The following is a 25,513-nucleotide window of genomic DNA, read 5'->3' as shown; positions in this document are numbered from 1 at the left end:
CGTGTTGCCATCGAAAGTCCAAGGGTTTGCGGACGACAGCTGGTGTGAAACCTTGCTTCTTTGGGATCGCAATTGCGGACGTGATTCTCCATCCTCGCTGTGGGTCCTCCTTTTTCACTGCAAGTGCAATGGTTAATTGCGCTCTCGTTGGTTGGCTCGGCGACTTCCGCAACAGTGACTTACAAAAGCAGCCTCTTAAAAGGGTGACTCTGTCGAGATTGATGTCTTCTGACGTTTTTGTCTGCGCCTGCCTCACTCAGGTTCCTTGCAGCAAATCCGGGGCCTCTTTGCCCTTATTTCCTCAGGATAATGAATGAAACCAAGACCGATTTTTCTATTGGCCGTATTGCTTATGTTCTTGTCGGGTTGTGTTACCACACCACCCAGTGATCAAGGCAACATCTGCAGCATCTACCGTGAGTATCCTGACTGGTACGAAGATTCGCTGGAAATGCAGAAGGATTATGGGACACCTTTGCATGTGGCCTTGGCCATCATGAAGCAGGAAAGCAGTTTCGTGGCCGACGCACTGCCACCTCGTGACTACCTGCTTTGGGTAATTCCATGGGGGCGCGTCAGTTCTGCGTACGGTTATGCGCAGGCTCAGGATCCGGTATGGGGTGAATACAAGAAGGGAACGGGTAACGGTGGTTCTCGCGACAGCTTCGACGACGCGATCATGTTTATCGGTTGGTACGCCAGCGGCACTTACCGTCAGCTCGGAATCTCCCAGTGGGATACTTACAACCAATATCTGGCTTACCACGAAGGACGTGGAGGCTATAGCCGAAACACCTATCGCAGTAAACCCTGGCTGATGCAGGTAGCCCGTAAAGTGCAGCAGCAGTCAGAGATTTATAACGCCCAACTCAAGCAATGTCGCCAAGAACTCGAAGACAATCGTAGTGGGTGGTTCTAGAACCGTCAGCTACCCGATACCAAAAAAAACCCCACATCTCCTGGGGGAAGATGCGGGGTAAAGTCGTACACATGGAGAGGAGAGTCAGCATGCTTCAAATGCAAACTGGGCTGCATTCGAAGTGTCCGTTAAAGGCGTCACCTGTAAACCCCACCTTAACCAACCCTCCTCGAGCGGCATTTAAATCTGAGCGAAGTAAGTAAGGAAATTAATAATTATCAAAGATGGATTGCACGGCGTACCCGTTGAAAGCAAAACCCGAGCCTAAACAAGAAGACAATCCCTGCAAGCGACGCTATGCCAGTTCCAACTCAAGGATATCCACGCTGAAAGGCAAGGGATGTGGTGAGTTGATCCGATATTCCAGCTTGTCCGCGAATGCCAAAGCTTCTGCATAGCTGCGAAATTTAACGCACCACGCGTCCATCCATACGTTCCAGCCTTCCGGTGTGACCGCTTTTTCGATTTTTATCAGCATCCTGGAATCCCTCCGTGTGTGGTTTTGCCCCGTTTGAACGTGGAAAAACCAAATGGTCCCCCCAGCGCATTTAAGGTTGGTGGGCGAGGTGTCAGGAAATTAATAATTATCAAAAATAGCTTTTGAGCGCCGTCCCTCAAGGTTACCGCGAGTCGCTATCTGGACCCGCATCAACATTGCGTCGCTCTTCGCCGCAAGGGTTACCCTCGTTAATCAACCGTCGTTCCAGGAGGATATTTTGCAAAGCCTGTCGGTCGCACGGTTGCAATTGATGTTCTCGTTCCTTGAGTTCAAGCAGGATCGGGCTGGACCACTGGCGGTAGGTTGTTTCGGCACTACGAATGGGTGACATTGTTTCCTCCTTCATTACACTCCCGCCAATTGAGGTGGTGCCGATCGATACGACAGAGACCCTAGTCGAGGAAGCTGAAGGTCGCCAATGCTGGGCGATGGATGTCAGCGCGCGTTTGCCCATTCTCCTGAACCGACGGTGCGCCGCACGTAATCGGAGAAGTCTCGCGCGGGTCTACCGAGTGCTTGCTGCACGCCATCGGCCACCAGAGTGTTGCGGCCATCGAGCACCGTGGTGAACAGATACAACACCAGATCGATCAATTGTGAAGGGATTTGCTCCTGTTCCAGCGCTTCACGATAGGCTTCGCTCGGGATCGCTACGAAATCTATGTCACGGTGTGTTGCGCGTGCGATCTCCTGAACGGCTTCTGCAAAGGTCAGGGCACGCGGTCCGGTCAGTTCGTAGAGTCGATGGTTGTGCCCGGGCTGGGTCAGAGCTGCAACGGCGATTTCCGCGATGTCTTCTGCATCGACAAAGGGCTCGGCGATGTTGCCGACGGGCAGCGCCAGTTCGCCTTGCAGGATCGGCTCAAGAAAGTGCGCCTCGCTGAAGTTCTGGCAGAACCAACTCGCTCTCAGGATCGTCCAGTCGACACCGCTGTTCTGCACGACGCGTTCAGCCTGTTGCGCTTCAATCTCACCGCGACCGGACAGCAACACCAATTTGCGGATGCCGAGTTTGACTGCCAGGTCAGTGAACGCCTGAACGGTCTCCAGGGCACCGGGCACGGCGAGGTCTGGTTGATAGCAAAGGTAGACCGCGTGCACGCCTTCCAGCACGGCTACCCAGGTCGATCGGTCCTCCCAGTCGAAGGGTGGATTTGCCTCTCTGGAGCCGAGACGAACACAAACACCAGCAGCATCAAGGCGCTCTTTGACCCGTCTTCCGGTTTTGCCTGTCGCGCCAAGGACCAGAATGGTTTCCTGAAGAGAATTCATGACATTCACCTCCATCGATTAATGTGAGTTATACTCACGTTTAAATATGATAGATGCTCATGTTTTTTCGTCAACTGTGCAAATCCAGTCTCCCGATGGATGGACATCACTTGGGAACATTGGTGTGCGGTGCTAAGGTGAGTACATGTCACGTTATTGATCGAGAAGTACGCTCGTGCCCAGGAAAACAATCGAAGCAACGCAACGGCCCACAGAAATGACTCGACGCCGCCCCACGCAGCAACGCAGCCGCGAGCGACAAGAGCGGATTCTTGCGGTAGCAACGCAGTTGATTGCAAACAAGGGCAGCGACCAACTCAAGATGAGCGAAATTGCTCAGCGTTCGGAGATTTCAATTGGCTCTCTGTATCAATATTTCCCCGACAAGAGTTCTGTCATCCATACGCTGGCCGAACGCTACAATGCTGAGAGTCGTCGTTGTATCGAAAAGGCATTATCCGCGGTCGAGGATACTCAAGGGTTACGCAAGGCGTATGCAGGGTTGCTCGACCAGTACTACGAGATTGTTTTTGCGACACCGGTCATGCGAGACATCTGGTCCGCGATGCAGGCTGACAAGCAATTGTTGCAACTGGAGTTGGAGGAAAGTCGGGTAGCGGGAAAATTTTTGGCGCAAGCGATGCTTCGCGTTTATCCAGGTCGTGATGCGCAACAGGTTGAGGAAGCTGCTTTTCTGATCTGGCACCTGGGTGAGGCGACGATGCGGCTGGCCATCACGTGCGAGCCGAAGGAGGGGCGCGGTCTGGTTGAAGCGTTCAAACGCATGTCGTTGCGCGAAATCATGGCGCCGGCGATCGTTGAATCCGATCTTCAGTAATCCTTTGCGGTTACTTCGACTTCCATTCGCCCCCGCCCGTTTCACAATCAATTTTTGCCTGTGCCAGGTTTTCCGCGTTGTAGTAGAACGTGATGATCCGTGCATTGTCGGGAATGTTAATTGATTTGCTGTTGTCCTTGCTGGTGGACTGCGGGTTGGCCAGCGACTCTTGAGTCAAAGTTGCCAGACACGCCGCCTGGTAATGATCGCCACATTGCGCAACGGGTTTTTTCGTATTGCTGAGCATTTCCTTGCTCTCATTGCTGCAGGACCAATTTATAGCGTCGACCGGCATACCTTCATATTCATAACAAGTGTGCGACACAAGTGTGCGACACAATTACAGGCACAGATGGACTTTGCGAGCGCGTCAGGACATCACATCCTTGAGCGTTGGCCTCGGCGGGCCCCAGGCTGGCGATGACAAGCAGAATAATTCTGTTCATGGCATTTTCTTCCCACGGGGCCCCTGAGTATCGCGATTAAACGAAAGGTTGACCGGAAAAGCCGCGGGGCAATCGCTGCAGGCCGGCCATCGCAGTCAGCCGTTCTGTCCATGCTGAACGCCAGTCAGTAACCGTTTGAACAGCTTTGGCTTTGCGTGCCGCGCGCCGGACAGCGTTGCGCTCGGCTTTGCGCGCCTCCTTGTAAGCGTCTGTATTGCGACAACTTCTGCATTTCACACGATTGAGTTCACGTGTGGAGGTGAGGTTATTACCTTTGTGACCACAGGCCAGATGCCCACTGATTTTGAAGTGAGTTACCATCGGAACGTCTCCTTTGCGACGTGTGATCGTTTGACCTCAAGCCCACGCAGACGTTCGTTTATATTGAACTCACAAAAAACCCAGCACCAGGCTGGGTTGGAGGCAGTCGTAATTTTTGTTCAGGTGCACGCACGCTTGCAGACCGTCGAAACACCGACCATGCGCCAGGGTTCAGGCCAGGTCTTCCTGCCTTGTGTGCAGATTTGATCATCTGAACCGAGGTAGGGGCCGATCAACCGGTTGCAGAGAAGACAGTGTGTGGCGAATCAGCGGTGTGTCTTTTTCGATGTCGTTCAGGCGATCACGAATTCTCAGGGCGGTTGGATGCCCGCCTTGATGGTCAACCCAATCGGCAATTTCCTTGCAAGCTGCAGCCAGGCGAGCCTGACGCGAATCAAGGAGGGTGAGCAGGGTGGTGATGGACTCTTTTTCGGACATGGGAAACACCTCCGTTCAAGAAACCTGGCAGGGCAGCAAAAAGCCCGCAGGGAGCGAGCTGACTGCTGATTGGGTCACGGGGCCTTCAGCTATTTCAGTATAGACCCGTTAAAAAATGATGAAACGCCTTTACCCTTGTCGTGCTGTCACTTGTGATCTTGCATTCAACTGATCGCACGTCTGTTGGGCGTCTGCTTCAAGATCAAAGCCATCACCAATGAACCCCTCGGTACGGGTGTCGGTGATTCGGTACCAGACGGCGGCATCCGGTGGCGGGTGATCGGTTTCGCCGTCTCTGCGACCATGGATGATGATCTTGTTGCAACGCTTCACGACGAAAATGTCTTCCATGGCGTCTCCGTAGTTGATTTGTATCAGATCAACTATAGAAGCCATTGGCAATCGTGCAAAAAATAGACAGGTCAGTTCGTCGGTTGAGGCGCGGTCAGCATCGTTTCCAGGAACATCGCCAGTCCGACTTCTTCGGGCGTCAGGCCTTTACGGGCGCGTGGTTTGGGCAGCTCGACCAGGGTTCCCAGAACAAAAGCGTCGAGCACGGCCGGGTGGATGTAGCACTTGCGGCAAACGGCTGGGGTGTTGCCCAATCGCGTGGCAACGTTCTTGACCATTTCGACCATATGGCGCTTGGCGTCCGGTTCAGTTTCCCAGCGCAGTTCCCGCAAGGTGGCCAGCGCCAGCACGCTACCGGCCCAGGTGCGGTAATCCTTGGCGGTGAAATCGGCACCTGTGAGCGATTGCAGGTAAGTGTTGATGTCGGATGAGCTGACGCTGTGCCGCTCACCGTTCTCATCGAAATACTGAAAGAGGTTTTGCCCGGGGATCTCCTGGCAACGTTTGACGATTCGTGCCAGGCGTCGGTCTTTCACCGTGATTTGGTGTTCGATGCCACTCTTGCCGCGGAACTGGAAGCGGATCGCACTGCCGTTGATTTCAACATGTCGGCTGCGCAAGGTGGTCAGGCCGTAGGAGCGGTTGTCCCGTGCATATTGGCTGTTACCGATGCGAATCAGGGTCGCATCCAATAGGGTGATGACCGTGGCCATGACTTTGTCGCGACTGAAGCCTGGCGCCGCCAACAACGCTTCCAGCTGTTTGCGAAGCTTAGGCAAAACCAGTCCGAAATCCCGCAGGCGCAAGTATTTATCGGCATCTCGCACCTCCCGCCAGCGTGCGTGATAGCGATACTGTTTACGCCCGCGGGCATCCCGACCGGTGGCTTGCAGATGCCCTCGGGGATCGGCGCAGATCCAGACCTCGGTGTAGGCCGGAGGCACCGCCAACGCGTTGAGGCGTTTAATCTCATCCGCGTCGGTGATTCGCTGCCCTGTCGGGTCGAAATAGCAGAATTTGCCCCGCAGTTTTCTACGGCTGATTCCGGGCTGAGTGTCATCGACATAATGCAGGTCGGGAGGCAATACATCGGACATGGCGATAGTCCTTGTTATGGAATCAGGGGCCGTTATTGTCATTGACCCCACGCCGCTGCGCTCGTGCCGAGAATTTCAGGCCAGTACCGCCACCGCTTTGATCTGCGCCCAGAGTTGCTGGCCGGGATGAATACCTAGCTGGTCCCGCGAAAAGCGCGTAATGCGTGCGAGTAACGGAGTGCCTGCGGCATCAAGGCGTATCAAGACATGAGCGGCATTGTCGGCGTTCAATTCGCTGACAACGGTGACTGGCAAGCGATTGAGGATGCTGCTTTGCTCGACATTGTGCAGGCTCAGGCTGACATCTCGTGCCTGAACCTTGCAGCGCAATGTATGACCGACCTCCAGTGGCGTGTGGGCCACGCGAATACTCAGCGTGGTGTCGGGCATTTGCAGGGTCAGCAATTGATAGTGGGTGTCATACGCGTTGACGCACCCTTCGATCACCACGCCGGCGTCGTCCCCGAGCGCTAGCGGCAAATCGAGGCGAGCCAGGGTTTGGCCGATGGGGCCACTGGCCAGTGCCTTGCCGTCGCTGAGCAGGACGATATGGTCGGCCAACCGCGCCACTTCGTCCTGGGAGTGACTGACGTACAGCACCGGGATGTCGAGTTCATCGTGCAACCGTTGCAGGTAGGGCAGGATCTCGCTTTTGCGCTGGGCGTCCAGCGCGGCCAGTGGCTCGTCCATCAGTAATAGTTTTGGGCTGGTGAGCAGGGCACGGGCCATCCCGACACGTTGACGTTCGCCGCCAGAAAGGTGCTGCGGATGCCGGTCCAGCAAATGGCTGATTCCCAGTAATTCGGTGGCATGCGCCATGTCGACACGTCGTTCGTGCTTCGCAATACGTTTGAGACCGAACTCAAGATTGGCCAGTACCGATAAATGGGGAAACAGACTGGCTTCCTGAAACACATAACCCAAGGCGCGTTTGTGTGGTGCCACGAAAATGTTCTGTTCGCTGTCTTGCCAGACTTCGTCATTGACCTGGATAAAGCCTTCATCGGCGCGTTCAAGACCGGCGATGCAGCGCAGGCAAGTGGTCTTGCCCGAACCCGAATGACCATAAAGCGCCGTGACGCCACGCCCTGGCAGTTGCAGATCGACATCCAGGGCAAAACCCGAATAAGCCAGTTTCAGGCGCATGTGAATCATCGATCAGCTCCAGCCGATTTTGCTTTTACGGCTGGAGTACAGCGCCAGCAGAACAACAAACGAGAACACCAGCATCGCCCCGGAGAGCCAATGAGCCTGGGCGTATTCCATGGCTTCGACATGATCGTAGATCTGTACCGACACCACGCGAGTCTTATCGGGAATATTGCCGCCGATCATCAAGACCACGCCGAACTCGCCGACGGTGTGAGCGAAACCGAGAATGCCCGCCGTGATGAATCCGGGGCGAGCCAAAGGCAGGGTCACGCTGAAGAAAGTGTCCCATGGATTGGCGCGCAACGTCGCGGCCACTTCCAGTGGTCGGGTACCAATTGCGGAAAAGGCGTTTTGCAGTGGCTGCACCACAAACGGCATCGAGTACAGCACCGAACCGATCACCAATCCTGCAAAACTGAACGTGAGGGTCCCCAGTCCCAGTGACTGGGTGAACTGTCCGATGAACCCGTGAGGTCCGAGGGCCAGCAACAAGTAAAAACCAATCACCGTGGGCGGCAGCACCAGGGGCAGGGCGACAACCGCGCCAACCGGGCCGCGCCACCAGGATTGAGTGCGCGACAACCACAAGGCAATCGGAGTGCCGACGATCAACAGAATGACGGTCGTCAGGGACGCCAGTTTCAGGGTCAGCCAAATGGCGGAAAAGTCGGCACTCGTGAGGGACATTTAGATCTCGTAACCGTAGGACTTGATGACAGCGGCCGCTTTTGGACCTTTGAGGTAATCGACCAGGGCCTTGGCAGCCGGATTGTCTTTGCCCTTGTTGAGGATTACGGCGTCCTGTTTGATCGGGTCGTGCAGGCTGGCCGGTACGATCCAGGCAGAGCCGGTGGTGATTTTGCCATCCTTGTAGATCTGTGACAGCGCGACAAACCCGAGTTCTGCGTTACCGGTGGAGACAAACTGGTAGGCCTGGGTGATGTTCTGGCCTTCAACAAGCTTGTCCTTGACCTTCTCGGTCAGGCCCTCTTTGGCCAACACCTGAGTCGCTGCCAGGCCATAAGGCGCGGCCTTCGGATTGGCGATGGACAGATGCTGGTACTCATTCTTTTTCAGTACCTCGCCCTTGGCATCGACATAACCTTCTTTAGCCGACCACAGTGCCAAAGTGCCGACCGCGTAGGTGAAGCGCGAGCCCTTGACGGTATCGCCTTCTGCTTCAAGTTTCTTCGGTGTGCTCTCGTCTGCCGAGAGGAACACTTCGAACGGCGCGCCGTTTTTGATCTGGGTGTAGAACTGGCCTGTCGCACCGAAGGAGGTGACCAGTTTGTGCCCGGTGTCTTTTTCGAAGTCGGTGGCGAGGGCCTGGATCGGCGCGGTGAAGTTGGCGGCCACGGCTACCTGGACTTCGTCCGCCTGGGCGGAGCCGAGGGCGAATACGGTAACAAGGCATGCGAGGCAGGTAGGGGCGAAACGTGAGGCACGCAGGTTCATGAAACGGCTCCGTCGTAGGCAAATGCAACTGGGGGTAATTCGCTATGTACAGAAATATATAGCGAATTGTATGCAAACGGAACGCCGAATATTTGCCAGTCGAAACTTTGTCGCCGCTGACCGAGCCGTGTCAGCGGCGAAAGGTGTGAGATCTAGCGACGCAGTAACCTCGCCAAACCCTCTTCGGCGAGGCGTTTGGTAAGTTCAGCGGTGGACAGTTCTACGCCCAGATTGAATGCTTGCCCGGCCCAAAGGTTGCTGAAATCCGCTTCATCCTTGGCTCGCAATGGCGTAAGCGCGCCGCCGGCAAGCGGAAAGGCTGGCGCCTTGGCGCTCATCGGCCCGAGTTCACGCATCACCCGATTAAGGATTCCGCGCGCCGGACGGCCAGTGAAAATGTTGGTGAGTGCCGTCTCGCTTTCCCTGGCAGTGCGCAATGCCTTGTGATGGGACGCGCTGACCTTCGCTTGCGGCGTGAACAAATACGCCGTCCCCACCTGCACCGCCGAAGCGCCAAGCATGAATGCGGCGGCAACTCCGCGTGCGTCAGCGATGCCGCCAGCAGCTATCACCGGCACATTCACCGCATCGACAATCAAAGGAACCAATGCAAAAGTCCCGACCTGGCTGCTCAGGTCATCGCTGAGAAACATTCCTCGATGCCCCCCGGCTTCATAGCCCATGGCGATGATGGCGTCACAGCCGTGTTGTTCCAGCCAGATTGCTTCTTTTACGGTGGTGGCCGACGACAGTACTTTTGCCCCGGTAGCCTTCACGCGATCGAGCAAAGCTTTTTCCGGCAAGCCAAAGTGAAAGCTCACGACCTCGGGGCGAAGTTCTTCGATGACTTCACACGCGGCATTATCGAAAGGCGCGCGGTTGGAAACCGGGGTCGGCGCATCAAAGTCGACGCCCAGCTCCTGATAGTAGGGTTGCAGCAGGTTTTTCCAATCCTGTGCTCGCTGTTCGTCAGGTGCCGAGGGACGATGGCAGAAAAAGTTGACGTTGATTGGACGCTGGGTGTGTTGGCGGATTGTTTTCAATTCCTCGCGCAACTGTTCGGTGCTCAGCATGGCGGCCGGCATTGAACCCAGGCCGCCGGCGTTGCTGGCTTCGATGACCATGGACGACAGCGTAGCGCCGGCCATGGGGGCCTGGATAATCGGCAGTTCGATTCCGAGCAAATCAAGAATGCGGGTATCTGGCCATTGGTTCATGTGCAGTGTTCTCCGACGGTGAATCCGGGGCGGGACGGTAGGACAGATTTGTAACGCAACGACTGGTGCGAGGCCAGTCGTCTTTTCGCTTCGCGTGTCAGCTATCAGCGTCGATGGAATCCACCGCCACCGAAAGAGTGATTCATCAACTGGGATGAGGAGTGATAGTTGTTGAATCGATCGTTGCCGACGTGAGCGATGCCGCAGTTGCGATTATGGATACCGCCATACTGGGTGGTGTTGCCGGTGTTCGGGGTGTAAACCGCTCCGCGATTGGCGGTGACCTGGGCCCCGTTGCGCGCGTTGCCTGCCGTCACGTGCTGGTCGGCCATTGCCCCCCCTTCAGGACCCTTCAGCGCGCCGCTGCGACCTGCCGCATAGTTGCCGGTGTAAACGTTGTGCACCGCGCCACGTTGACCCGCCGCCGCGATGCCGGTCCGTGAATTACAGGAAGCACCGACTTCACCGACCCAGCGATTGCCGGTCCAGGCATTGTACCCAGCGCCATAGCGGCGGACCGAAGCGCGATCGCCCCACTGCCGGTAGACGTTACCGGTGGTTCCCGCCCAACCACCCGGTCCCCAGGCAACGGCGCCTCCGCGATAGCCGTAAGCTGCACCACCTCAAGGCATCGGGGCGGGGTAGCGGTGCGGACCCCAGGCATAACCCCAACCGTAATTGCCCCACCATGGGTAGGCACCCCAACCCCAACCCACGGCGACCGTGCTGCCACCCCAACTCCAGCCGAAACCAAAACCGAACGTCCAGCCTGTCCAGGGTGTGTAGCGGTGAACAAGCGCATTCCAGACATTGTCAGCTCCATCGACGGGACCGCTACTATCGGCTTTTAAAGACCGAAAAAAAAGCATAGTTGCCGTTGTTCGAATCGCCCGGCGTTTTCGCCGGTTGGCTTAAACTCGAGTACGGCAAAACGTTGCCTTGTGTTATTTCAAATGCCCCCCCCTGATTGATTCCATTGAGAGGCCGCAATGTTCAAAGGTATTTTGATCGACAAAGACGACAACGGTTACCGGGCCACACTGCAAGAGATCAATGACGATCAACTGCCCGAGGGCGATGTCACCGTGCGTGTTGCGTACAGCACGCTGAACTTCAAGGATGGCCTGGCGATCACCGGCAGCAGCCCGGTGGTGCGCAAATTCCCCATGGTGCCGGGGATAGATCTGGCAGGGACGGTCGAAGTCAGCGGGCATACGGACTACAAGGTCGGTGACGAAGTCCTGCTCAATGGCTGGGGCGTGGGTGAAGGACATTGGGGTGGGTTGGCGCAGAAGGCTCGCCTGAACGGTGACTGGCTGATCCCGCTGCCCACGGCGTTTACCGCTGCCCAGGCGATGGCGGTCGGCACGGCAGGTTACACGGCGATGCTGTGCATCCTGGCACTGGAACATAACGGTGTGACGCCGGAACAAGGCGAGGTTCTGGTCACCGGGGCCAACGGCGGCGTAGGCAGTTTCGCCATCGCTTTGCTGAGCAAGCTTGGCTATCGGGTGGTCGCATCCACGGGGCGCCCGTCGGAGCATGACTACCTCAAACGACTGGGCGCCCGCGAAATCATCGACCGTGCATCGCTGTCCGAACCGGGCAAGCCCTTGGCCAAGGAACGTTGGGCGGCGGTCATCGATTCAGTCGGTAGTCATACCCTCGCCAACGCCTGTGCCAGCACCAGGGCCAACGGCACCATCGCCGCGTGTGGCCTGGCGCAAGGCATGGACTTCCCGGCGTCCGTTGCCCCATTCATTTTGCGGGGTGTGACCCTGGCCGGCATCAACAGCGTGACCCAGCCGAAAGCCAAGCGGATCGAAGCCTGGAATCGTTTGGCCACGGATCTGGACTTCGATCTGTTGTCGCTGATCAGTCATGAAATCGGTTTGGGCGAAGCCATCGACGCCGCTCCGCGCTTGCTTGCCGGCCAGTTGCGCGGGCGGGTCGTGGTGGATGTGAATCGCTGATTATTGCGACTCGCGCTCCAGCAACAGACGTTTGCGCTCGACGCCCCAGCGATAGCCCGACAAGTTGCCATCGCTGCGCACCACGCGATGGCACGGAATCGCCACTGCCAGACTGTTTGCGCCGCAGGCTTGAGCCACGGCGCGAACAGCTTTGGGCGATCCGATGCGCTGAGCGATGTCGGCGTAACTGGCGGTGCTGCCGACGGGAATCTCGCGCAGCGCTTGCCAGACCCGCTCCTGGAACACCGTACCGCGGACATCCAACGGCAAATCCAGGCCCATTGCCGGAGCCTCGATATACCCTACGACCCTGGCGATCAGTTGCTCGAATTCATGATCGGCACCGATCAGGTTGGCGCGCCGAAACTTGTCCTGCAGATCGCACACCAGTTGGTGCGGATCATCACCCAGCAAGATCGCACACACGCCACGTTCACTCTGCGCCACTAAAATCGCCCCCAGCGAGCACTGGCCGACAGCGAAACGAATGTCGTTGTTCTGACCGGCTGCGCGGTAATCGCCAGGCTTCATGCCGAGCAATTGATCCGCTGCTTCATAAAAACGACTGTTGGAATTGAAGCCCGCTTCATAAAGAGCGTCAGTCACTGAACTGCCATGGGCCAGCTGTTCTCTTACCCGGCGGGAACGATGAGCCGTCGCGTAACCCTTGGGTGTCAGGCCGGTGACGGCTTTAAACACCCGATGGAAGTGGAAACTGCTCAGTCCTGCGGCATCAGCCAGTTCACTCAATGCCGGAAGCGTCGGTGCGTTTTCAATGTGGCGGCATGCGGCAGCGACAGTGGCGGCATGTTGCGCTGCGACATCGCTTTGATCCTTCGTAGCACGCTTGCTCGGTCGGTATCCGGCAGCCTGCGCTTGTTCGGCGGTATCGAAAAATTCGACGTTCTGCGGCTTGGGCAAACGCGCCAGGCTACTGGGGTTGCAGTAGATGCCCGTGGTTTTCACCGCGTAGACAAACTGCCCGTCTGCCTTGGGATCGCGGGCGACAACGGCAGCCCAGCGCGGATCGGTTTCGGCGTTGATCGGGTTCGATTGACTGCTCATGGCTCATGTCCGTTGAGGGATTTACTGAACGTTAACCCGCGTGACAGTGGCATCGCACTCCGGCGCTTGCGGTCGAACTCGCAGCGTTCAGGCTGCAGTGCGGAACGTGAAGTTGATGCGTTGCTCACCCAGTCGCGGATGGGTTCCCGCCTTGATCGGCAGCACGCCGTGGTAACGCAAGCGATCGACACCACCCCACACCACGATGTCGCCGTGCAGCAATGGAATGCGCTGGCTTTTATCGCCGCGCTCAAAACCGCCGAACAGGAACATCGCCGGCAGACCCAGCGATACCGAAACGATGGGCGCCCCATAGTCATGTTCGTCTTTGTCCTGATGCAAAGACATCTTCGCCCCGGGAATATATCGATTGATCAGGCAGGAGTCAGGCACGAAGTCCGAAAATCCGGCCTCACAGGCGGCCGATCGTGCCAGCTGCAAGAACACCTCGGGCATCGCCGGCCAGGGTTTTCCCGTCTGCGGATCGTGGCGGGTGTACCGGTATCCGCTGCGGTCAGTGGTCCAGCCGAGCGTGCCGCAACTGCTCAGGGCAACTGACATGGTAAAGCCGCCCGGCGTGACCATCTGGCGAAACGGAGCCGCGATGAGGACGTCTTCCAGAGCAGGCAACACGCGGTCCAGCCAGGGTAAGGCGAACCCTCTGAGCACGCAGGACTGTTCGCCGATCTTCACGCATTTGGGCTGTTGTTCTGGCTCGGCATCGGTGAACAGGTCGAACGTATGCGGGTTCATAAGCTCATAGCGCATCGTGAAAGATGATTCCAAGGGTATGCCGTTTTCCGCTGTGCAGGCGACTGACGCCGTGACGCAGCGTCACCCGGTAATAGTCGCGAACGCCTTTGACCGGTCGCTGGTTGACGGCAAATATCAGCCCGTCGCCTTTTTTCAGACCAATGACCATCGGACGTGACTGCATGCGCGGGCGCTGTTCGGTCATTACAAACTCGCCACCGTTGAAGTCCTGTGCCGGGTCTGACAGCACAACTGCCACTTGCAGTGGGAAGACGTGTTCGCCATACAAGTCCTGATGCAAACAGTTGTAGTCCCCTGGCCCATATTGCAGCAACAAGGGTGTCGGACGCTTCTGACCGGCGGCATGACATTGATCAAGAAAGTCTTGATGGGATTCAGGAAAGCGCGAAGGCAGGCTCATCTGCGCATGCCAGCGATTGGCGATAGGGACCAGTCGTGGATAGAGCGCGCTGCGCAAGCGGGCTACGAGATCGGGTAACGGATAAGCAAAATACTTGTACTCGCCACGACCGAAACCGTGGCGAGCCATCACGATCTCTGAGCGAAATGGCTCGGATTGACCGTACAAGGCGCTCACTTCATCGCACGCCTTGCGGCTCAACAGAGACGGGATGAGCGCATAGCCATCCTCGTCCAGCTGCTGTTCCAGCCCGGGCCAGTCCAGCTTGTCCAGGTAGCGCTCGCTCATTGCCGATCCTCGATGCTTGAGGTGACCAGCTTAAGAGGTGGGAATGGCTTGCGCACTCTGACACTTGCGGTCGAACTCAGGCGTCGGGTTCACTCAAAGCGCTGATTAGAGCGCTTTGCTGACGCTGATTTCGCTGATGACATCGTCGCCAGGACCGTGGAGAGCGTCCAGCGCCGCTTTGGCCTCTTCAGCCGTACCATTTTCCAGTTGCGCAAACTCGAAGCGGCGTTCGCCATTGAGTTTGTATTTGATGACGTATTTGGTCGTTTGAGCCACGTTCATTTGCCTTTCTTTATATCGGTCTGTCTCTCAGCTCAGTTTAGTGCTGGAGCGACGGATGATTTTGATCGAATGAGTCAGCGTGGGTTTGCGGGTAACACTGATGGGGCGGCGGTTGACCGTGTCGATCGTAATGTTCCAGAAACCGGTGCTCGGCGCCGTGATGCGAGCCGGGAATGTATCGAACGCGCCGCCGTGATAGGTATGACGACCGCCATTTTTGAAGCTGCGGAAGTTGGCGTCGTTCATTAAACGGATGTTGCACGTTTGGGAGCATTGAATGACGACGATGTCGTCTTCGTTGAGGTGCTCGCGCTGATGGATAAATTTCATGGGGCGCCTCCAGAAGGGCTTTTTCTACAAAATCAAAACGATAGCATGGGTCAATGGCGCGCAGTTTATCAGCCCGTACAGCTAATTATCCGGCCGGGAAGGGTCCTGAAGGCAATAAAAGCAGTAATTGTGCATTCGAAGCGCAATATCCCGGAGAAAAAACGCCATTGCGCTGTCCGACAGTCTTTATCGGAGGTTTTGTATGAAGTGGGGTTACTGGGTTCTGCCGTGGGCGTTGGCGATGAGTGGTTGTGCAAGTGTCACCGATATCAACGAGTCGCTGCCGACCATGAACGTGATTTCAGGCAAGAAACCCCATGAGTATTCCGAGTGCCTGAGCCAGAAGCTGGCCGAAAGCCGAGGCGCCTTGCAAATCGAACCCCACAAGGACGGCGAGCGAGTGATTGTGCCGCAGAAGTTTTCCTCGGGGCCGGCCGCCGTCATCGATATCGAAGAACGCTCTGGCGGCAGCAGCATCAAGTTGCATGAGAGCATGTCCAACGTTCCGGTACGTCCCCGAGATGTCAGCGATGCCGTGAACGCGTGCATTTCCGGCTGATAGACTGTCGAGCGTTATCGATGCCGTCCGGGCGAGGTTTGGGCGGCATTGTCATTTATGGAGTCGAGTATGAAGCGAGAGCGGGTACGGGAATGCCATGCAGAGGGTCTGATCTCTGCGACCCATGTGATTCAGAGTCCGGCTGACCCCGGCGAATGGATCGTGTTTTTCAAAAAAAGCGCCGGTCGCAGTTTTTTTCTGGTCGATGAAAACGACGAAGTCGAATCCTTCGTCAGTCTCGACGAGCTGATCGAGACCATACGCGGTCTGGGGATCAAATTCGCCGAGATTCACATGTAGGGCAGGGCGCCTTACTTGCAGACCACCACGACACTGCGGTTCTTGTAGTTCCCTACGTCGGCGCCAAGGGTCTTTTCGCTTTCCTTGAGTGAAGGCGTTCCATCGGTGCCGACAATCCGGTAGCCGGTGCCCGCGCAAGAGGCTTCTGCTTTTTCGTAACAAGCGGCCCAGGAGTTGGCTTCTCCAGAGCAATCAATTGCCAGGCCTTGCTCGCCATTGTTCAGGTACGTTTGTTCGGAGGTCGCGCAGCCGGTCAGGGCCAGTAATGCGATCAAAGGCAAAAATTTTGTCATGTCGTGGTCGTCGTCAGGGGGTAGGCCAGGGTTATGACAGCGCCGCAGGCAAAAGGTTATAGCGAAAGGCCACTTCTTCGCGGGCGCTCACAAAAAAGCCCTGCACGATGGCAGGGCTACGATCGTGCACGGGACGATCAGTTCTTGTCCTTGCCGCGTCGCTTGGGTTCCGGATGTTCCAGTTGCAACACCGATGCCACTTCGATTGCCATCGCTTCGGAAGGGAAAGGACCGGCGATATTTTCACCGCCGACGCTGTCGACCCACCATTGGCCATCTTTAGCCTTGTTGATCAGGTACCCGTTGACGCTTTTTGCTGCCGACATCTATTTGCCTCGTTGGCTGGTTCAATTGCGCCATGATAGCGCCAAACGCACGCAATCGGTGCTGATGAGGTTGAGGCGCGGGGTTTATGTCGGTGGGGCGCGTGCAATTCTGCGAGTCTCTGCTATCCCTAAGAGCTGCGCAGCTGACTGCGTAACCCACGGGGAACTATCCGAGCAAATATTTCTCTATGTTGGCATCGGTTAGCCAGCGCTGGGCATTGTAAGGTGCTCACTGGCTGATTAGACTGCGCCGAAACTCGTACACACAGCCCTTTCAAGGACTTTTATGATCAAGAAATGCTTGTTCCCAGCAGCCGGTTACGGTACTCGCTTCCTGCCAGCGACTAAAGCCATGCCTAAAGAAATGCTGCCGGTGGTGAACAAGCCACTGATCCAGTACGGCGTTGAAGAGGCCCTGGATGCGGGCTTGACCGAAATCTCCATCGTCACCGGTCGTGGCAAGCGCGCCCTGGAAGACCATTTCGACATCAGCTATGAACTGGAAAACCAGATCAAGGGCACCGACAAGGAAAAATACCTGGTCGGCATTCGCAAGCTGCTCGACGAGTGCTCGTTCTCCTATACCCGTCAGACCGAAATGAAAGGCCTGGGCCATGCGATTCTGACTGGCCGTCCGCTGATTGGCGACGAACCGTTCGCCGTGGTGCTCGCGGACGACCTGTGCGTCAACCTCGACGGTGACGGCGTGCTGACCCAGATGGTCAAGCTGTACAAGCAGTTCCGCTGCTCGATCGTGGCCATCCAGGAAGTCGACCCGCAAGAGACCAACAAGTACGGCGTGATCGCTGGCGAGATGATCCGCGACGACATCTACCGTGTCCACAGCATGGTTGAAAAGCCAAAGCCTGAAGATGCACCGTCAAACCTGGCCATCATCGGCCGCTACATCCTGACCCCGGACATCTTCGACCTGATCGAACAGACCGAGCCAGGCAAGGGTGGCGAAATCCAGATCACCGACGCCCTGATGAAACAAGCCCAGAACGGTTGTGTGATGGCCTACAAGTTCAAAGGCAAGCGTTTCGACTGCGGCGGAGCTGAAGGTTACATCGATGCGACCAATTTCTGCTTCGAGAACTTCTACAAGGCGGGTAAGGCTTACTGATAGTTTGTGAAGCTTTATTGAATTCAATCGCGAACTTAAACGTAATGCCAGATTCTAGATTGGTATTAAAATTCTAAAAAAATGCTCCGTTGCATTCGCTCGGAGCATTTTTTATGTCAGTCCGCTTGGTAAGCGTTTCAAAGAACAATCTAGCGTTTAAACCTCGTGTCCATTTTTGTATTCCAACTTCAAATATTTCCCACTACAAACGATGGGGTCATAAGTACGCAAGGATTTCAGAAGCAGGCATGGTCAGCGGCTCAGTTTTACAGATTCGCAAGAAATTAGTCCGCAAACGATAGGGAGGGGTAGGCGTTCCGGGCGGTGGTGTGAACTGCGGTATGAAGGTAGCGAAGAGTCATTCGATTTTATTGTTTTTTTTTGACGTTTGACTCTTCACTTATCGCGAGGATTTTAATATCAGCTCTAACTACAGCTTCAATCCCATCTGAGGTTGGTCTCTCATAAATAGGGTTTCGACTTGTTTTGTTTAGGTGGGTTGAGCGGATATAGTGTTTCGACTCTTGGTCTGGCTATCAGTATTGTTGCGTTTGGCTGGATCAGTAGAGAGCGTTACGATCAAATCGTGTGTTCGATCACAGTTTGCAGTGTCCACATTCTCAAAGTACAAAGGCATCCTGGATTGAGCGCATTGGCGAGCACGTGATGCAAAGTCCTCCATGTTGGATAGATTTTCACTGAGGTCCTCTATCGTGCTGCAATGAAGTCCGGGCAGCTCAGAGTTGGTATCAATGAAAGCACCTTCTTGGAAGCCATACTCAGCTTCGTCGAAAGTGAAGAAGGCGACGGGGATGTCAATATAAACCGCATCAAAACATATCGAAGAGTAGTCAGTTACTAATACATAAGCAGAGCACAGCGCTTCTTGTACGTTTTCAATATCGATGACGTTGTCGACAAACTCTCTGAAATACTCCACATGATGACCAATAATTGGATGTGAAACCAATACGGCTCGTTTTCCGCTCTGTTGGCATGCGCGTCGAATGCGTTGCATTGCATCAGACCACATTTTATAAAAGTCAGTATTATAAAACTCTTCCCCGTTCATTTTATCCAAGCCCCTACGCCATGTGGGGAATATTAGAACGTCGTTCCGCTCGCCTATGACGTTTTTCGACATCGCCATCAGGTTGTCAAGACGGGGCATGCCGACTACATGAACAGAGGCGAGTGGGTAATCACAAGCGATGGAAACGGAGCGCTGTTCACGTTCAGAACAAACTGCAAACGCATCAAACTGCCTCTTCGAGGAGTGATAAGACGGCATACTATTTTTCAGAGCTGTCACCCCGTGTTGTAAAAACAACGTTTTCGGGCCGCGATCTGATCGGCTTATCCATGGCAAAATGGGAAGGACATAATTTGGGTGGTGAGTGAAGGCTACACATTTAGCCTGTAGAGATAGCTCAAAGTGTTTCTTGCTTCCAAATTTGACGAATCTGTAACCGCTGACTCCGCAACTTTCTTCACCGACATACCAATACTCAATTTCTCGAGAGGAGTTAGCGCGTTGAAATAGGCGTAACCCGTTGTCTCGTGCGGCATTGGTGTATTCACCAATGAGGCAAACAGGTGTGTCAGATAGTGTTTTTTCCTTTCTGGCTTTATCTATGCTTTTGATGGCAAACTTTTTATCAAAATCGTAGATGTCAATGCGGACGTTGTTAGCCACCACATCCATATATGCATGGATGGCTCGGTCGGCTATTTCAAGTAAGCCATTTTTCTTGGAGAATGTCTGGTTGAACGGAAATAATCCAGTACTTCTTTCGCCAATATGTATTATTGCGGTATAGATAGAGCTTATTAAGTCTTGCCATGGTAATTCAACTACGCACTTGAACTTATAAGCTTTCTCATTTCTGTAAGTAGAATATGAGTTGGCTGTACGTCCCCAGACTCGATGCGCATCTACAATTTCAAGCGGGAAATCCCAAGAAAATCCACCGTCACGGAATTTTCGTATTGTTAGCGATGCACCGACAGGGTCATAGTTGGTGATTAACACACCTTCAAATATCAACTTGCCTTTATCGGCCGAAACTGTGCGTATGAAGGCTCGCTGTATCCATTCCTTTGGGTTTTCGGCTAGATCGTAGGTGGCGTATAAGTGGTAGGGTGAAAAACTCCAACCTTCTGGTAGTTTTAATTGCGAGTTGTATGGATTCAGAGCGCGAACCCAGCTTTTATTTTTTTCAATAAAAAAGCGGCCGCCTGAAATTAATTCGTCTGCAGGTATTATAAGCTTGTAGATAAACAACTGATCATCGGCGTAACATACCGACGTGGGCCATGATTGTCTTTTTTTGCCTCTGGGTCTGTTGAATATTCTCTCAGGAATCCCATTTTGTTTATCTGTAACAGCGTATATGAAGAAGCTGTCTTCATGGTGACTAATATCTATTAGAAAATGCGAGTCAGGAGCCGTGCTAAGGTCGGACGCCTCTTTGTCCTCTCGCAGTAAAAATGATGTAATGATCTGCCTTGTTCGCTCGTCCTTCATTGTGGCACTCCTTCTGATTCAATCAATTCTTGCTTGTTGAGGCGTATAAATTTTCGGTCGCATTTTCGCAGCATCGTCTTGGTCTCCTGGCTTATTTTTGAAGCTTTCATAAGCAGGTTATGCGCTTCCATTCATGTGGATTATTTACGAATGTCAGACAGTTTTCGTTCCCAATTGAGTGCGTGACTGATGATCTGGTCAAGGTTTGCATATTGTGGTCGCCAAGGTAGAGCGGTCATGATGGCGCGATTGTCGGAAATGAGTGAGTCTGGATCTCCAGCGCGGCGCGCTTCAACATGCCGATCAATTTTCATTTCAGTTACGCGATCTACTGCGTCTAGAACCTCAAGTACGGAAAAGCCTCGGCCATAACCACAGTTTAATGTGTAGTTACGTTCAGGCGTTTTTAACAGTGCCTCTAGTGCAAGAACGTGTGCGTTTGCTAGGTCGGACACGTGGATGTAATCACGCACGCCAGTTCCATCCGGGGTGTCAAAATCATTGCCGAATACTGACACGTGACTTCGTTTGCCGAGTGCTGCCTCTACGGCAACTTTTATTAGGTGCGTAGCACCCTCAGTCGATTGCCCGCTTCGTGCGAGAGGGTCTGCGCCAGCAACGTTAAAATAACGCAATACGCAAAAATTCAGAGGATGGGCTTTCGATACGTCAGCCAGCATCATCTCTGTCATCAGTTTCGACATGCCGTAAGGATTGATTGGAATCTTAGGGCTTTCCTCGCTGACCGGGCTTTGCGTCGGAATACCATAGGTTGCCGCTGTCGAAGAAAATATGAAATGAGCGACACCGCATTGGACTGCAGTTTCAATAAGATCTCGGCTTTTAGAACTGTTATTGGAGTAGTATTTCAGTGGGTTTTCCACTGACTCCGGAACGATAATTGAGCCAGCAAAGTGCATGATCGCGCCAATATTTTGTTCGCGTAGCAGTTTTTCAACTAAAGGTTTGTCGGATATATCGCCCTCAACAAAGTGCACTCCATCAGGTACGGCCCATCGAAAACCAGTGGTCAGGTTATCAATAACGGCGACGGGGTAACCCTCGTCGAGAAGCGCTAGTACCGCGTGACTACCTATGTAGCCTGCACCGCCCGTTACTAGAATTTTCGGCTTCATGGCCATACGTGTTCGATCCTTGTGATTTATTTATCTCACTGTGCATGCAAAATGACATTACACGGGTGACTAAAGCTAATTGATGATTTGCTCTTTTTTGACGCCAATAAAGCGTTGACAATTGTTGGCTGTATTTCTTATTGTAACACTGCGAGGCAACCAAATGCCTTGCGTCGCGTTGATGCTAGGCAGTCATTTAGTAGATAAAAAGTATCGACAGAAAGGGCATGGATCACCCTCTCTGGAATGTATGTATCGATGCAGGATTACTCAGTAAGGCCAGTCGCTCGTCCCAACACCATTGTCTGCACAATAGGCCCGATAATTTTCTGCCATTCATACACGGCGGCATTGGTGACATAAATAGTGTCATCCGGCTTAACCATGACCTGGCGGGCATAGAAAATAGCGGCAGGGTCGCGCATATCGATGCGCATCACAGTCGGCTTGTTACTGTTTTCACCCATACGGAATACGAACACGCCTTGAGGGTTTGCATTCGCTTCTTTAAGGCCGCCAACCGAACCCAAGGCATCCAGCAAGCTGGCGTTTTGAGCCGGCAGGTCGTGAAGGCCGGGCTCACTCACAGCTCCCATCGCAACGAATCGCTGACGTGCACGATCCAGTACCACTTCCGAGTTCGGGCGCAGCATCATGTTGTTGCCTGCCAACACGTCTTCGTAGTTGAACTGCTGAACCTGGCTGCCGGTGCGCACGGTAACGTTGACCAAGTGTGGTTCCAGTACCGGACCGCCAGCCTGGTTAACGGCATCAAGAAGAGTCAGCGGGCCTTGCAGGGTACTGAAGCGGCCAGGCGATTTGACGGCGCCTGCTACCAGTACCGAGCCCGAGAGGTCGCCAACCAGTTCTACGTGGGTTTGCACATCGGTGGTTACGCCTTTCAGTTGCTTGCGGATCATGTCCTCAACCTGGTTGAGTGTCATGCCGGCGACGAACTGACGACCGACGTAAGGCAGGGAGATCATCCCCTGGTCGTCGATGCGGGTTTTCAGCTGGGTGCCGCCGGTGGACAGTGGGGCGAACACTGCCGAGCCTTCCGGTGCGTTGTCGGTGATCAGCACGTTGAGGGTGTCACCTGCCATCAACCGGACCGATGTGGGCACTGGCTTGGCAACGCTTGCCTGCACAGGGCGCACTTCGCCACGCATGTACGGGGCGATGGTGTTGGCGTTGATCTCGACCAGGTTGTAAGCGCTGTTTTGCTCTTTGCTTTCGATGTCGCCCTTGTAAGGGCCGGCACCGGACAGGGTGCCGCCGCACCCTGCCAACGTCAGGGTCATCAGCATCAAGCCCGTAACAGCGCTGTTTCGCATGCTCAAGTTCAGGGGGCGAAGGGGCAGGCCAGGAATGGATTTAATCACGATGATCCTCGATCGATGCAATTAGGAAGCGGGTGATACCGTAGAGCAGCAGCAGGGCCAGGAAGATGGTCGCCAGGTTGTAGAGGCGCTCTGGGTATGTGGCCATCTGTGGGGTGTTCGGGCTGACGACGGTGACCAGGGTGCGGATTTTCTTGCTGGCTTCGATACGGGCGTTGTCGAGTGCGGAAACGGCGGTCTTGTAGGTTTCTTCGGCGATGCCCGCATCCAGCGTCAGTTGCTGGAAGCGCGAGGCGACGACGTTGAGTTGCTCGCCATCGGGTGCAGACACCAGCAAGCGTTTTTCGGCATTCAGCTGTTCGCGAATGGCGTTCACGCGCTGCTGCTGTTGCTTGACCTGAGGTGAATCCGGGCGAAGCTTGTAGAGCATCTGGGTGAGCACGGCGCGTTCTTTGGAGTGCTCGCCTTCGAGGGTGTCGATGATGCTGGCGCGGCCCTGGGCCGAGCTTTTACCGTCCAGGACCTTGTTGCGGTTCTGGAAGGACAGCAGCTCTTCCTTGCGTTGGGTGTAGTTCTTTTTCGCGCCTTCCAGTTCGACTTGGGCGAAGCGCATTTGCTCGCGGGCGATGCTGTGGGAAACTTCGTTCACGAAGTGTTCGCTGGCTTCCAGAATGGTCTTGACCATCTGCTCGGCCAGTTCCGGGCTGAACGCCTGTACTTCGACTTTCAACAGGCCGGTGGTTTCGTCGTAGTGCGCCGAGACCATGCTCTGGTAGTACTCGAGCAGATCCTCGCGCCTGGTGTCGGCATCCAGCCAGAAGAACGGGTCATTGCGTTGCTTGCTGTATTGCTCGACCCAGTGCAGGCGGTCCTCCAGCAGCTGCATCATGTCCATCGAGACGATGTATTCGCGCAGGTAGAGGGTTTCTTCCCGGGACGCCGGATTGGTGCCGCTGATCAGCATGCCCAGGCCGGGCATCTGGGCAGCAGGGTTGTTGCCATCCTGGCGAACGACCACCTGCGCGGAGCTGACATAGCGATCCACAGCGAAAAAGCTGTAGTAGACGACGGCCAGGACCATCGGTAGCACGATCAGCCCCAGCGTCAGGCGCCAGCCTTTGAATTTACCCGTACTGCTCATATGCACTCGTATCCTTGAAATGAAACTGTCACGCCACGGTCAGGCGATCAGGTGTTGTAGGCCTTGATGCCTTCATCGACATCGTCATAGATCTGCACCCCGCCATCGCGCACCAGCAGCACGACGTCACAGAGCTTCTTGATTTCGGGCATGTTGTGGGAGACCAGCACCACCTTGGATTTCTGCAGGCGCGCTTTGAAAACTTCGGCGCACTTGCGCTTGAATTGCGCGTCCCCCACCGACATCACTTCGTCGATCAGGTAGTAGTCGAAGTCGAAGGCCATGCTCAGGCCGAAAGCCAGGCGCGAGCGCATGCCGGAGGAATAGGTCTTGACCGGCTCATCGATCCAGTCACCGATCTCGGCGAAGTCTTGAACGTAAGCAACTTTCTGGCGCATGGCGTCGCCTTCGGCGCCATAGACCCGGCTGACGAACTTGATGTTTTCACGGCCGCTCATGCTGCCTTGGAAACCACCGGACAGGCCCACGGGCCAGGAAACGCTCTTGTCGGTGACGATGGTGCCGGAGTCCGGCACGTCGGCGCCGCCCAGCAGGCGCATCAAGGTCGACTTGCCGGCGCCATTGCGGCCGATCAGGCCGATGTTTTTGCCAGGGGGGAGCTTCAGCGACAGGTCGCGAAACACGTGGCGACGCCCTTTGGGGGTCAGGTACGACTTGGTGATATTTCTGAGCTCGAACACTGGAAGCCTGCGGTTAGCCGTTCTTGGTGGAGATCAAATGCAATCGACGAACCCGATAAGTACCCAGGGACACGAAGAGCAAGACCAGGGTGAACGCGATCACGTAGTTCAGCGACACACCGTCGACTGGCACGTAGTGCGGGAATACCTCGGCGCGAATCAATTCCAGCAGGTGCAGGAAAGGATTGAGCAGCAGCACGGGCAACATGGCGTGTGGTAGGTAGGAGGCGGGGATGAGCACGCCCGACATGAAATACAGCGGGAAAAACATCATCCGTATAAAGAGCGTGCTACTGGGCATGGCGTGGGCGATCAGCGACAGCAGCATGCCCAGGCCAAAGGAAAACAGCAGACCCAGCAGGATAATCAGCATCCACTCGATGGGCGATTTGATCGACATGTCGAAGCCGTACCAGGCGAAGCCAAACATCAGAATGACGTAGACGGTCGCGGAAATACTGAATTCCACCAGTACACGAGCGATAAAGGTGTCGAGGGGCTTGATCTGTTTATAGGCAAACAGCGAGCGGTTTTCCTTGGGGCTATTCATCAGGCGCAACGCGGTGTTACGAAATAGCAAGAAGGGGGTGAGACCTACCAATACGAAAACCGGATATTCGAGTCCGGGCACCGATCGGCCACGAATGATGGCAAACACCACACTTATTATCAGCAGGTGGCAAATGGGCTCGATCAGCGTCCAGATAGCCCCCATCCGTCGCTGGCCAAAACGCGAGCGTGCTTCACGCAGGACCAAGGCAAAAATGACGGATTTTTTGATTTGCAGGGGAGAGCGGGGCTTAAGCATGATTTACCGCACAGCACAACGGCGCGATAAACGCGTTGCTTGAATTCATTTTCAGAGGACTTTCTGTCGATGTGTGACAGAGTGCTTCCATTCGTGGGGCGGGAGGTTAAACGCTGGGCCAGACAAGAGTCAAGCCGCA

31 protein-coding genes and 1 pseudogene are annotated in these 25,513 nt (G+C 55.0%); 6 read left to right on the top strand and 26 right to left on the bottom strand.

Features of this window, described 5'->3' with window-relative positions:
* Positions 1–313: 313 nt before the first annotated feature.
* On the top strand, positions 314–919 hold the full coding sequence (locus AD668_RS17315; protein ID WP_053160775.1) for a hypothetical protein: 606 nt from the start codon (positions 314–316) through the stop codon (positions 917–919).
* A 295-nt stretch (positions 920–1,214) separates the two neighbouring features.
* On the opposite strand, the gene AD668_RS17310 is transcribed toward AD668_RS17315, so the two are convergent.
* The 3 genes from AD668_RS17310 to AD668_RS17300 form a co-directional block, all read right to left on the bottom strand.
* Positions 1,215–1,397 carry a hypothetical protein gene (locus AD668_RS17310; protein WP_053160774.1) on the bottom strand — a complete coding sequence of 61 codons (183 nt, stop codon included), beginning with the start codon at positions 1,395–1,397 and terminating at the stop codon, positions 1,215–1,217.
* A 142-nt stretch (positions 1,398–1,539) separates the two neighbouring features.
* The gene (locus AD668_RS17305; protein WP_053160773.1) at positions 1,540–1,749 is read right to left on the bottom strand and encodes a hypothetical protein; all 210 of its coding nucleotides are present in this window, start codon (positions 1,747–1,749) and stop codon (positions 1,540–1,542) included.
* A 104-nt stretch (positions 1,750–1,853) separates the two neighbouring features.
* Complete coding sequence (locus AD668_RS17300) at positions 1,854–2,690, bottom strand: NAD(P)H-binding protein (RefSeq protein WP_053160772.1); 837 nt, start codon at positions 2,688–2,690, stop codon at positions 1,854–1,856.
* Positions 2,691–2,907: 217 nt separating this feature from the next.
* Between AD668_RS17300 and AD668_RS17295 the strand changes: the two genes are divergently transcribed.
* Complete coding sequence (locus AD668_RS17295; RefSeq protein WP_156322362.1) at positions 2,908–3,528, top strand: TetR/AcrR family transcriptional regulator; 621 nt, start codon at positions 2,908–2,910, stop codon at positions 3,526–3,528.
* A 10-nt stretch (positions 3,529–3,538) separates the two neighbouring features.
* Here the strand turns inward: AD668_RS17295 and AD668_RS17290 are convergent.
* The 10 genes and pseudogenes from AD668_RS17290 to AD668_RS30015 all read right to left on the bottom strand — a co-directional run bounded on the left by AD668_RS17290 (position 3,539) and on the right by AD668_RS30015 (position 10,409).
* A pseudogene (locus tag AD668_RS17290) lies at positions 3,539–3,974 on the bottom strand (hypothetical protein).
* Between the two features lie 36 nt (positions 3,975–4,010).
* Positions 4,011–4,295, bottom strand: a complete 285-nt coding sequence (locus tag AD668_RS17285; protein WP_053160770.1) for a hypothetical protein — start codon at positions 4,293–4,295, stop codon at positions 4,011–4,013.
* 207 nt (positions 4,296–4,502) lie between these two features.
* Positions 4,503–4,733 (bottom strand): hypothetical protein, encoded by a 231-nt coding sequence (locus tag AD668_RS17280; protein ID WP_007975977.1) that lies wholly within the window; start codon positions 4,731–4,733, stop codon positions 4,503–4,505.
* Positions 4,734–4,862: 129 nt separating this feature from the next.
* Positions 4,863–5,084: a hypothetical protein gene (locus AD668_RS17275; RefSeq protein ID WP_053160769.1), complete on the bottom strand. Its 222-nt coding sequence runs from the start codon at positions 5,082–5,084 to the stop codon at positions 4,863–4,865.
* Between the two features lie 71 nt (positions 5,085–5,155).
* On the bottom strand, positions 5,156–6,181 hold the full coding sequence (locus tag AD668_RS17270) for a DNA topoisomerase IB (protein WP_053160768.1): 1,026 nt from the start codon (positions 6,179–6,181) through the stop codon (positions 5,156–5,158).
* 75 nt (positions 6,182–6,256) lie between these two features.
* On the bottom strand, positions 6,257–7,336 hold the full coding sequence (gene modC, locus AD668_RS17265; RefSeq protein ID WP_053160767.1) for a molybdenum ABC transporter ATP-binding protein: 1,080 nt from the start codon (positions 7,334–7,336) through the stop codon (positions 6,257–6,259).
* A 3-nt stretch (positions 7,337–7,339) separates the two neighbouring features.
* Positions 7,340–8,020, bottom strand: a complete 681-nt coding sequence (gene modB / locus AD668_RS17260) for a molybdate ABC transporter permease subunit (RefSeq protein WP_053160766.1) — start codon at positions 8,018–8,020, stop codon at positions 7,340–7,342.
* A complete protein-coding gene (gene modA / locus AD668_RS17255) occupies positions 8,021–8,788 on the bottom strand; it encodes a molybdate ABC transporter substrate-binding protein (RefSeq protein ID WP_053160765.1) in 768 nt (255 codons plus the stop codon).
* A 152-nt stretch (positions 8,789–8,940) separates the two neighbouring features.
* Entirely contained in the window at positions 8,941–10,005 is a 1,065-nt protein-coding gene (locus AD668_RS17250; protein ID WP_053160764.1) for a nitronate monooxygenase family protein, read from the bottom strand.
* Between the two features lie 104 nt (positions 10,006–10,109).
* Complete coding sequence (locus tag AD668_RS30015; protein ID WP_053160763.1) at positions 10,110–10,409, bottom strand: hypothetical protein; 300 nt, start codon at positions 10,407–10,409, stop codon at positions 10,110–10,112.
* Positions 10,410–10,994: 585 nt separating this feature from the next.
* Between AD668_RS30015 and AD668_RS17240 the strand changes: the two genes are divergently transcribed.
* The gene (locus AD668_RS17240) at positions 10,995–11,978 is read left to right on the top strand and encodes an MDR family oxidoreductase (protein WP_053160762.1); all 984 of its coding nucleotides are present in this window, start codon (positions 10,995–10,997) and stop codon (positions 11,976–11,978) included.
* Here AD668_RS17240 and ada read toward each other — a convergent pair whose 3' ends face one another.
* From ada to AD668_RS17220, 5 genes are all read right to left on the bottom strand, one after another.
* Complete coding sequence (ada, locus tag AD668_RS17235; protein ID WP_053160761.1) at positions 11,979–13,043, bottom strand: bifunctional DNA-binding transcriptional regulator/O6-methylguanine-DNA methyltransferase Ada; 1,065 nt, start codon at positions 13,041–13,043, stop codon at positions 11,979–11,981.
* 87 nt (positions 13,044–13,130) lie between these two features.
* Entirely contained in the window at positions 13,131–13,811 is a 681-nt protein-coding gene (gene alkB, locus AD668_RS17230) for a DNA oxidative demethylase AlkB (RefSeq protein WP_053160760.1), read from the bottom strand.
* Positions 13,801–14,505, bottom strand: a complete 705-nt coding sequence (locus AD668_RS17225) for a 2OG-Fe(II) oxygenase (RefSeq protein ID WP_053160759.1) — start codon at positions 14,503–14,505, stop codon at positions 13,801–13,803. The genes alkB and AD668_RS17225 overlap by 11 nt, the downstream gene beginning before the upstream one ends.
* A 105-nt stretch (positions 14,506–14,610) precedes the next feature.
* Complete coding sequence (locus tag AD668_RS29515) at positions 14,611–14,787, bottom strand: hypothetical protein (RefSeq protein WP_156322361.1); 177 nt, start codon at positions 14,785–14,787, stop codon at positions 14,611–14,613.
* Between the two features lie 27 nt (positions 14,788–14,814).
* A complete protein-coding gene (locus AD668_RS17220; protein WP_007946189.1) occupies positions 14,815–15,117 on the bottom strand; it encodes a DUF1883 domain-containing protein in 303 nt (100 codons plus the stop codon).
* Between the two features lie 202 nt (positions 15,118–15,319).
* Between AD668_RS17220 and AD668_RS17215 the strand changes: the two genes are divergently transcribed.
* Positions 15,320–15,676, top strand: coding sequence for a hypothetical protein (locus AD668_RS17215; RefSeq protein WP_053160758.1), 357 nt, complete (start codon positions 15,320–15,322; stop codon positions 15,674–15,676).
* 69 nt (positions 15,677–15,745) lie between these two features.
* Positions 15,746–15,976: a hypothetical protein gene (locus AD668_RS17210; protein ID WP_053160757.1), complete on the top strand. Its 231-nt coding sequence runs from the start codon at positions 15,746–15,748 to the stop codon at positions 15,974–15,976.
* Between the two features lie 11 nt (positions 15,977–15,987).
* Here the strand turns inward: AD668_RS17210 and AD668_RS17205 are convergent, their stop codons facing one another.
* Both AD668_RS17205 and AD668_RS17200 read right to left on the bottom strand, forming a co-directional pair.
* Positions 15,988–16,269 carry a hypothetical protein gene (locus tag AD668_RS17205; RefSeq protein WP_053160756.1) on the bottom strand — a complete coding sequence of 94 codons (282 nt, stop codon included), beginning with the start codon at positions 16,267–16,269 and terminating at the stop codon, positions 15,988–15,990.
* A gap of 137 nt (positions 16,270–16,406) precedes the next feature.
* Positions 16,407–16,595 carry a hypothetical protein gene (locus AD668_RS17200; protein WP_053160755.1) on the bottom strand — a complete coding sequence of 63 codons (189 nt, stop codon included), beginning with the start codon at positions 16,593–16,595 and terminating at the stop codon, positions 16,407–16,409.
* Between the two features lie 286 nt (positions 16,596–16,881).
* Between AD668_RS17200 and galU the strand changes: the two genes are divergently transcribed.
* A complete protein-coding gene (galU, locus tag AD668_RS17195) occupies positions 16,882–17,721 on the top strand; it encodes a UTP--glucose-1-phosphate uridylyltransferase GalU (protein ID WP_053160754.1) in 840 nt (279 codons plus the stop codon).
* A gap of 490 nt (positions 17,722–18,211) precedes the next feature.
* On the opposite strand, the gene AD668_RS17190 is transcribed toward galU, so the two are convergent.
* The 6 genes from AD668_RS17190 to AD668_RS17165 all read right to left on the bottom strand — a co-directional run bounded on the left by AD668_RS17190 (position 18,212) and on the right by AD668_RS17165 (position 25,374).
* Positions 18,212–20,248 carry a CDP-glycerol glycerophosphotransferase family protein gene (locus tag AD668_RS17190; protein ID WP_053160753.1) on the bottom strand — a complete coding sequence of 679 codons (2,037 nt, stop codon included), beginning with the start codon at positions 20,246–20,248 and terminating at the stop codon, positions 18,212–18,214.
* Positions 20,249–20,388: 140 nt separating this feature from the next.
* The gene (galE, locus tag AD668_RS17185) at positions 20,389–21,390 is read right to left on the bottom strand and encodes a UDP-glucose 4-epimerase GalE (protein WP_053160752.1); all 1,002 of its coding nucleotides are present in this window, start codon (positions 21,388–21,390) and stop codon (positions 20,389–20,391) included.
* Between the two features lie 260 nt (positions 21,391–21,650).
* The gene (locus AD668_RS17180) at positions 21,651–22,718 is read right to left on the bottom strand and encodes a polysaccharide biosynthesis/export family protein (protein ID WP_053160751.1); all 1,068 of its coding nucleotides are present in this window, start codon (positions 22,716–22,718) and stop codon (positions 21,651–21,653) included.
* A gap of 40 nt (positions 22,719–22,758) precedes the next feature.
* Positions 22,759–23,865, bottom strand: coding sequence for an ABC transporter permease (locus AD668_RS17175; protein WP_053160750.1), 1,107 nt, complete (start codon positions 23,863–23,865; stop codon positions 22,759–22,761).
* A 47-nt stretch (positions 23,866–23,912) separates the two neighbouring features.
* Positions 23,913–24,566, bottom strand: coding sequence for an ABC transporter ATP-binding protein (locus AD668_RS17170; RefSeq protein WP_053160749.1), 654 nt, complete (start codon positions 24,564–24,566; stop codon positions 23,913–23,915).
* 13 nt (positions 24,567–24,579) lie between these two features.
* The gene (locus AD668_RS17165; protein WP_082344502.1) at positions 24,580–25,374 is read right to left on the bottom strand and encodes an ABC transporter permease; all 795 of its coding nucleotides are present in this window, start codon (positions 25,372–25,374) and stop codon (positions 24,580–24,582) included.
* Positions 25,375–25,513: the final 139 nt, after the last annotated feature.

It is taken from the genome of Pseudomonas sp. P1.8, from assembly GCF_001269805.1.
Taxonomy (GTDB): domain Bacteria; phylum Pseudomonadota; class Gammaproteobacteria; order Pseudomonadales; family Pseudomonadaceae; genus Aquipseudomonas.
Note: the sequence above shows the minus strand (reverse complement) of the source record. Positions and strands in the feature narration are given on the sequence as shown.

What these genes read in the sequence shown, in the direction of transcription:
- AD668_RS17305 (WP_053160773.1), bottom strand. Translation starts at nt 1,749, where the DNA reads ATGTCACCCATTCGTAGTGCCGAAACAACCTACCGCCAGTGGTCCAGC.
- AD668_RS17205 (WP_053160756.1), bottom strand. Translation starts at nt 16,269, where the DNA reads ATGACAAAATTTTTGCCTTTGATCGCATTACTGGCCCTGACCGGCTGC.
- AD668_RS17300 (WP_053160772.1), bottom strand. Translation starts at nt 2,690, where the DNA reads ATGAATTCTCTTCAGGAAACCATTCTGGTCCTTGGCGCGACAGGCAAA.
- AD668_RS17190 (WP_053160753.1), bottom strand. Translation starts at nt 20,248, where the DNA reads ATGAAGGACGAGCGAACAAGGCAGATCATTACATCATTTTTACTGCGA.
- AD668_RS17250 (WP_053160764.1), bottom strand. Translation starts at nt 10,005, where the DNA reads ATGAACCAATGGCCAGATACCCGCATTCTTGATTTGCTCGGAATCGAA.
- AD668_RS17225 (WP_053160759.1), bottom strand. Translation starts at nt 14,505, where the DNA reads ATGAGCGAGCGCTACCTGGACAAGCTGGACTGGCCCGGGCTGGAACAG.
- AD668_RS17180 (WP_053160751.1), bottom strand. Translation starts at nt 22,718, where the DNA reads ATGCGAAACAGCGCTGTTACGGGCTTGATGCTGATGACCCTGACGTTG.
- ada (WP_053160761.1), bottom strand. Translation starts at nt 13,043, where the DNA reads ATGAGCAGTCAATCGAACCCGATCAACGCCGAAACCGATCCGCGCTGG.
- AD668_RS17280 (WP_007975977.1), bottom strand. Translation starts at nt 4,733, where the DNA reads ATGTCCGAAAAAGAGTCCATCACCACCCTGCTCACCCTCCTTGATTCG.
- AD668_RS17240 (WP_053160762.1), top strand. Translation starts at nt 10,995, where the DNA reads ATGTTCAAAGGTATTTTGATCGACAAAGACGACAACGGTTACCGGGCC.
- alkB (WP_053160760.1), bottom strand. Translation starts at nt 13,811, where the DNA reads ATGCGCTATGAGCTTATGAACCCGCATACGTTCGACCTGTTCACCGAT.
- AD668_RS17315 (WP_053160775.1), top strand. Translation starts at nt 314, where the DNA reads ATGAAACCAAGACCGATTTTTCTATTGGCCGTATTGCTTATGTTCTTG.
- AD668_RS17270 (WP_053160768.1), bottom strand. Translation starts at nt 6,181, where the DNA reads ATGTCCGATGTATTGCCTCCCGACCTGCATTATGTCGATGACACTCAG.
- AD668_RS17295 (WP_156322362.1), top strand. Translation starts at nt 2,908, where the DNA reads ATGACTCGACGCCGCCCCACGCAGCAACGCAGCCGCGAGCGACAAGAG.
- AD668_RS17215 (WP_053160758.1), top strand. Translation starts at nt 15,320, where the DNA reads ATGAAGTGGGGTTACTGGGTTCTGCCGTGGGCGTTGGCGATGAGTGGT.
- modA (WP_053160765.1), bottom strand. Translation starts at nt 8,788, where the DNA reads ATGAACCTGCGTGCCTCACGTTTCGCCCCTACCTGCCTCGCATGCCTT.
- AD668_RS17275 (WP_053160769.1), bottom strand. Translation starts at nt 5,084, where the DNA reads ATGGAAGACATTTTCGTCGTGAAGCGTTGCAACAAGATCATCATCCAT.
- AD668_RS17175 (WP_053160750.1), bottom strand. Translation starts at nt 23,865, where the DNA reads ATGAGCAGTACGGGTAAATTCAAAGGCTGGCGCCTGACGCTGGGGCTG.
- AD668_RS17220 (WP_007946189.1), bottom strand. Translation starts at nt 15,117, where the DNA reads ATGAAATTTATCCATCAGCGCGAGCACCTCAACGAAGACGACATCGTC.
- AD668_RS29515 (WP_156322361.1), bottom strand. Translation starts at nt 14,787, where the DNA reads ATGAACGTGGCTCAAACGACCAAATACGTCATCAAATACAAACTCAAT.
- galE (WP_053160752.1), bottom strand. Translation starts at nt 21,390, where the DNA reads ATGGCCATGAAGCCGAAAATTCTAGTAACGGGCGGTGCAGGCTACATA.
- AD668_RS17200 (WP_053160755.1), bottom strand. Translation starts at nt 16,595, where the DNA reads ATGTCGGCAGCAAAAAGCGTCAACGGGTACCTGATCAACAAGGCTAAA.
- modB (WP_053160766.1), bottom strand. Translation starts at nt 8,020, where the DNA reads ATGTCCCTCACGAGTGCCGACTTTTCCGCCATTTGGCTGACCCTGAAA.
- AD668_RS17210 (WP_053160757.1), top strand. Translation starts at nt 15,746, where the DNA reads ATGAAGCGAGAGCGGGTACGGGAATGCCATGCAGAGGGTCTGATCTCT.
- modC (WP_053160767.1), bottom strand. Translation starts at nt 7,336, where the DNA reads ATGATTCACATGCGCCTGAAACTGGCTTATTCGGGTTTTGCCCTGGAT.
- galU (WP_053160754.1), top strand. Translation starts at nt 16,882, where the DNA reads ATGATCAAGAAATGCTTGTTCCCAGCAGCCGGTTACGGTACTCGCTTC.
- AD668_RS17285 (WP_053160770.1), bottom strand. Translation starts at nt 4,295, where the DNA reads ATGGTAACTCACTTCAAAATCAGTGGGCATCTGGCCTGTGGTCACAAA.
- AD668_RS17310 (WP_053160774.1), bottom strand. Translation starts at nt 1,397, where the DNA reads ATGCTGATAAAAATCGAAAAAGCGGTCACACCGGAAGGCTGGAACGTA.
- AD668_RS17165 (WP_082344502.1), bottom strand. Translation starts at nt 25,374, where the DNA reads ATGCTTAAGCCCCGCTCTCCCCTGCAAATCAAAAAATCCGTCATTTTT.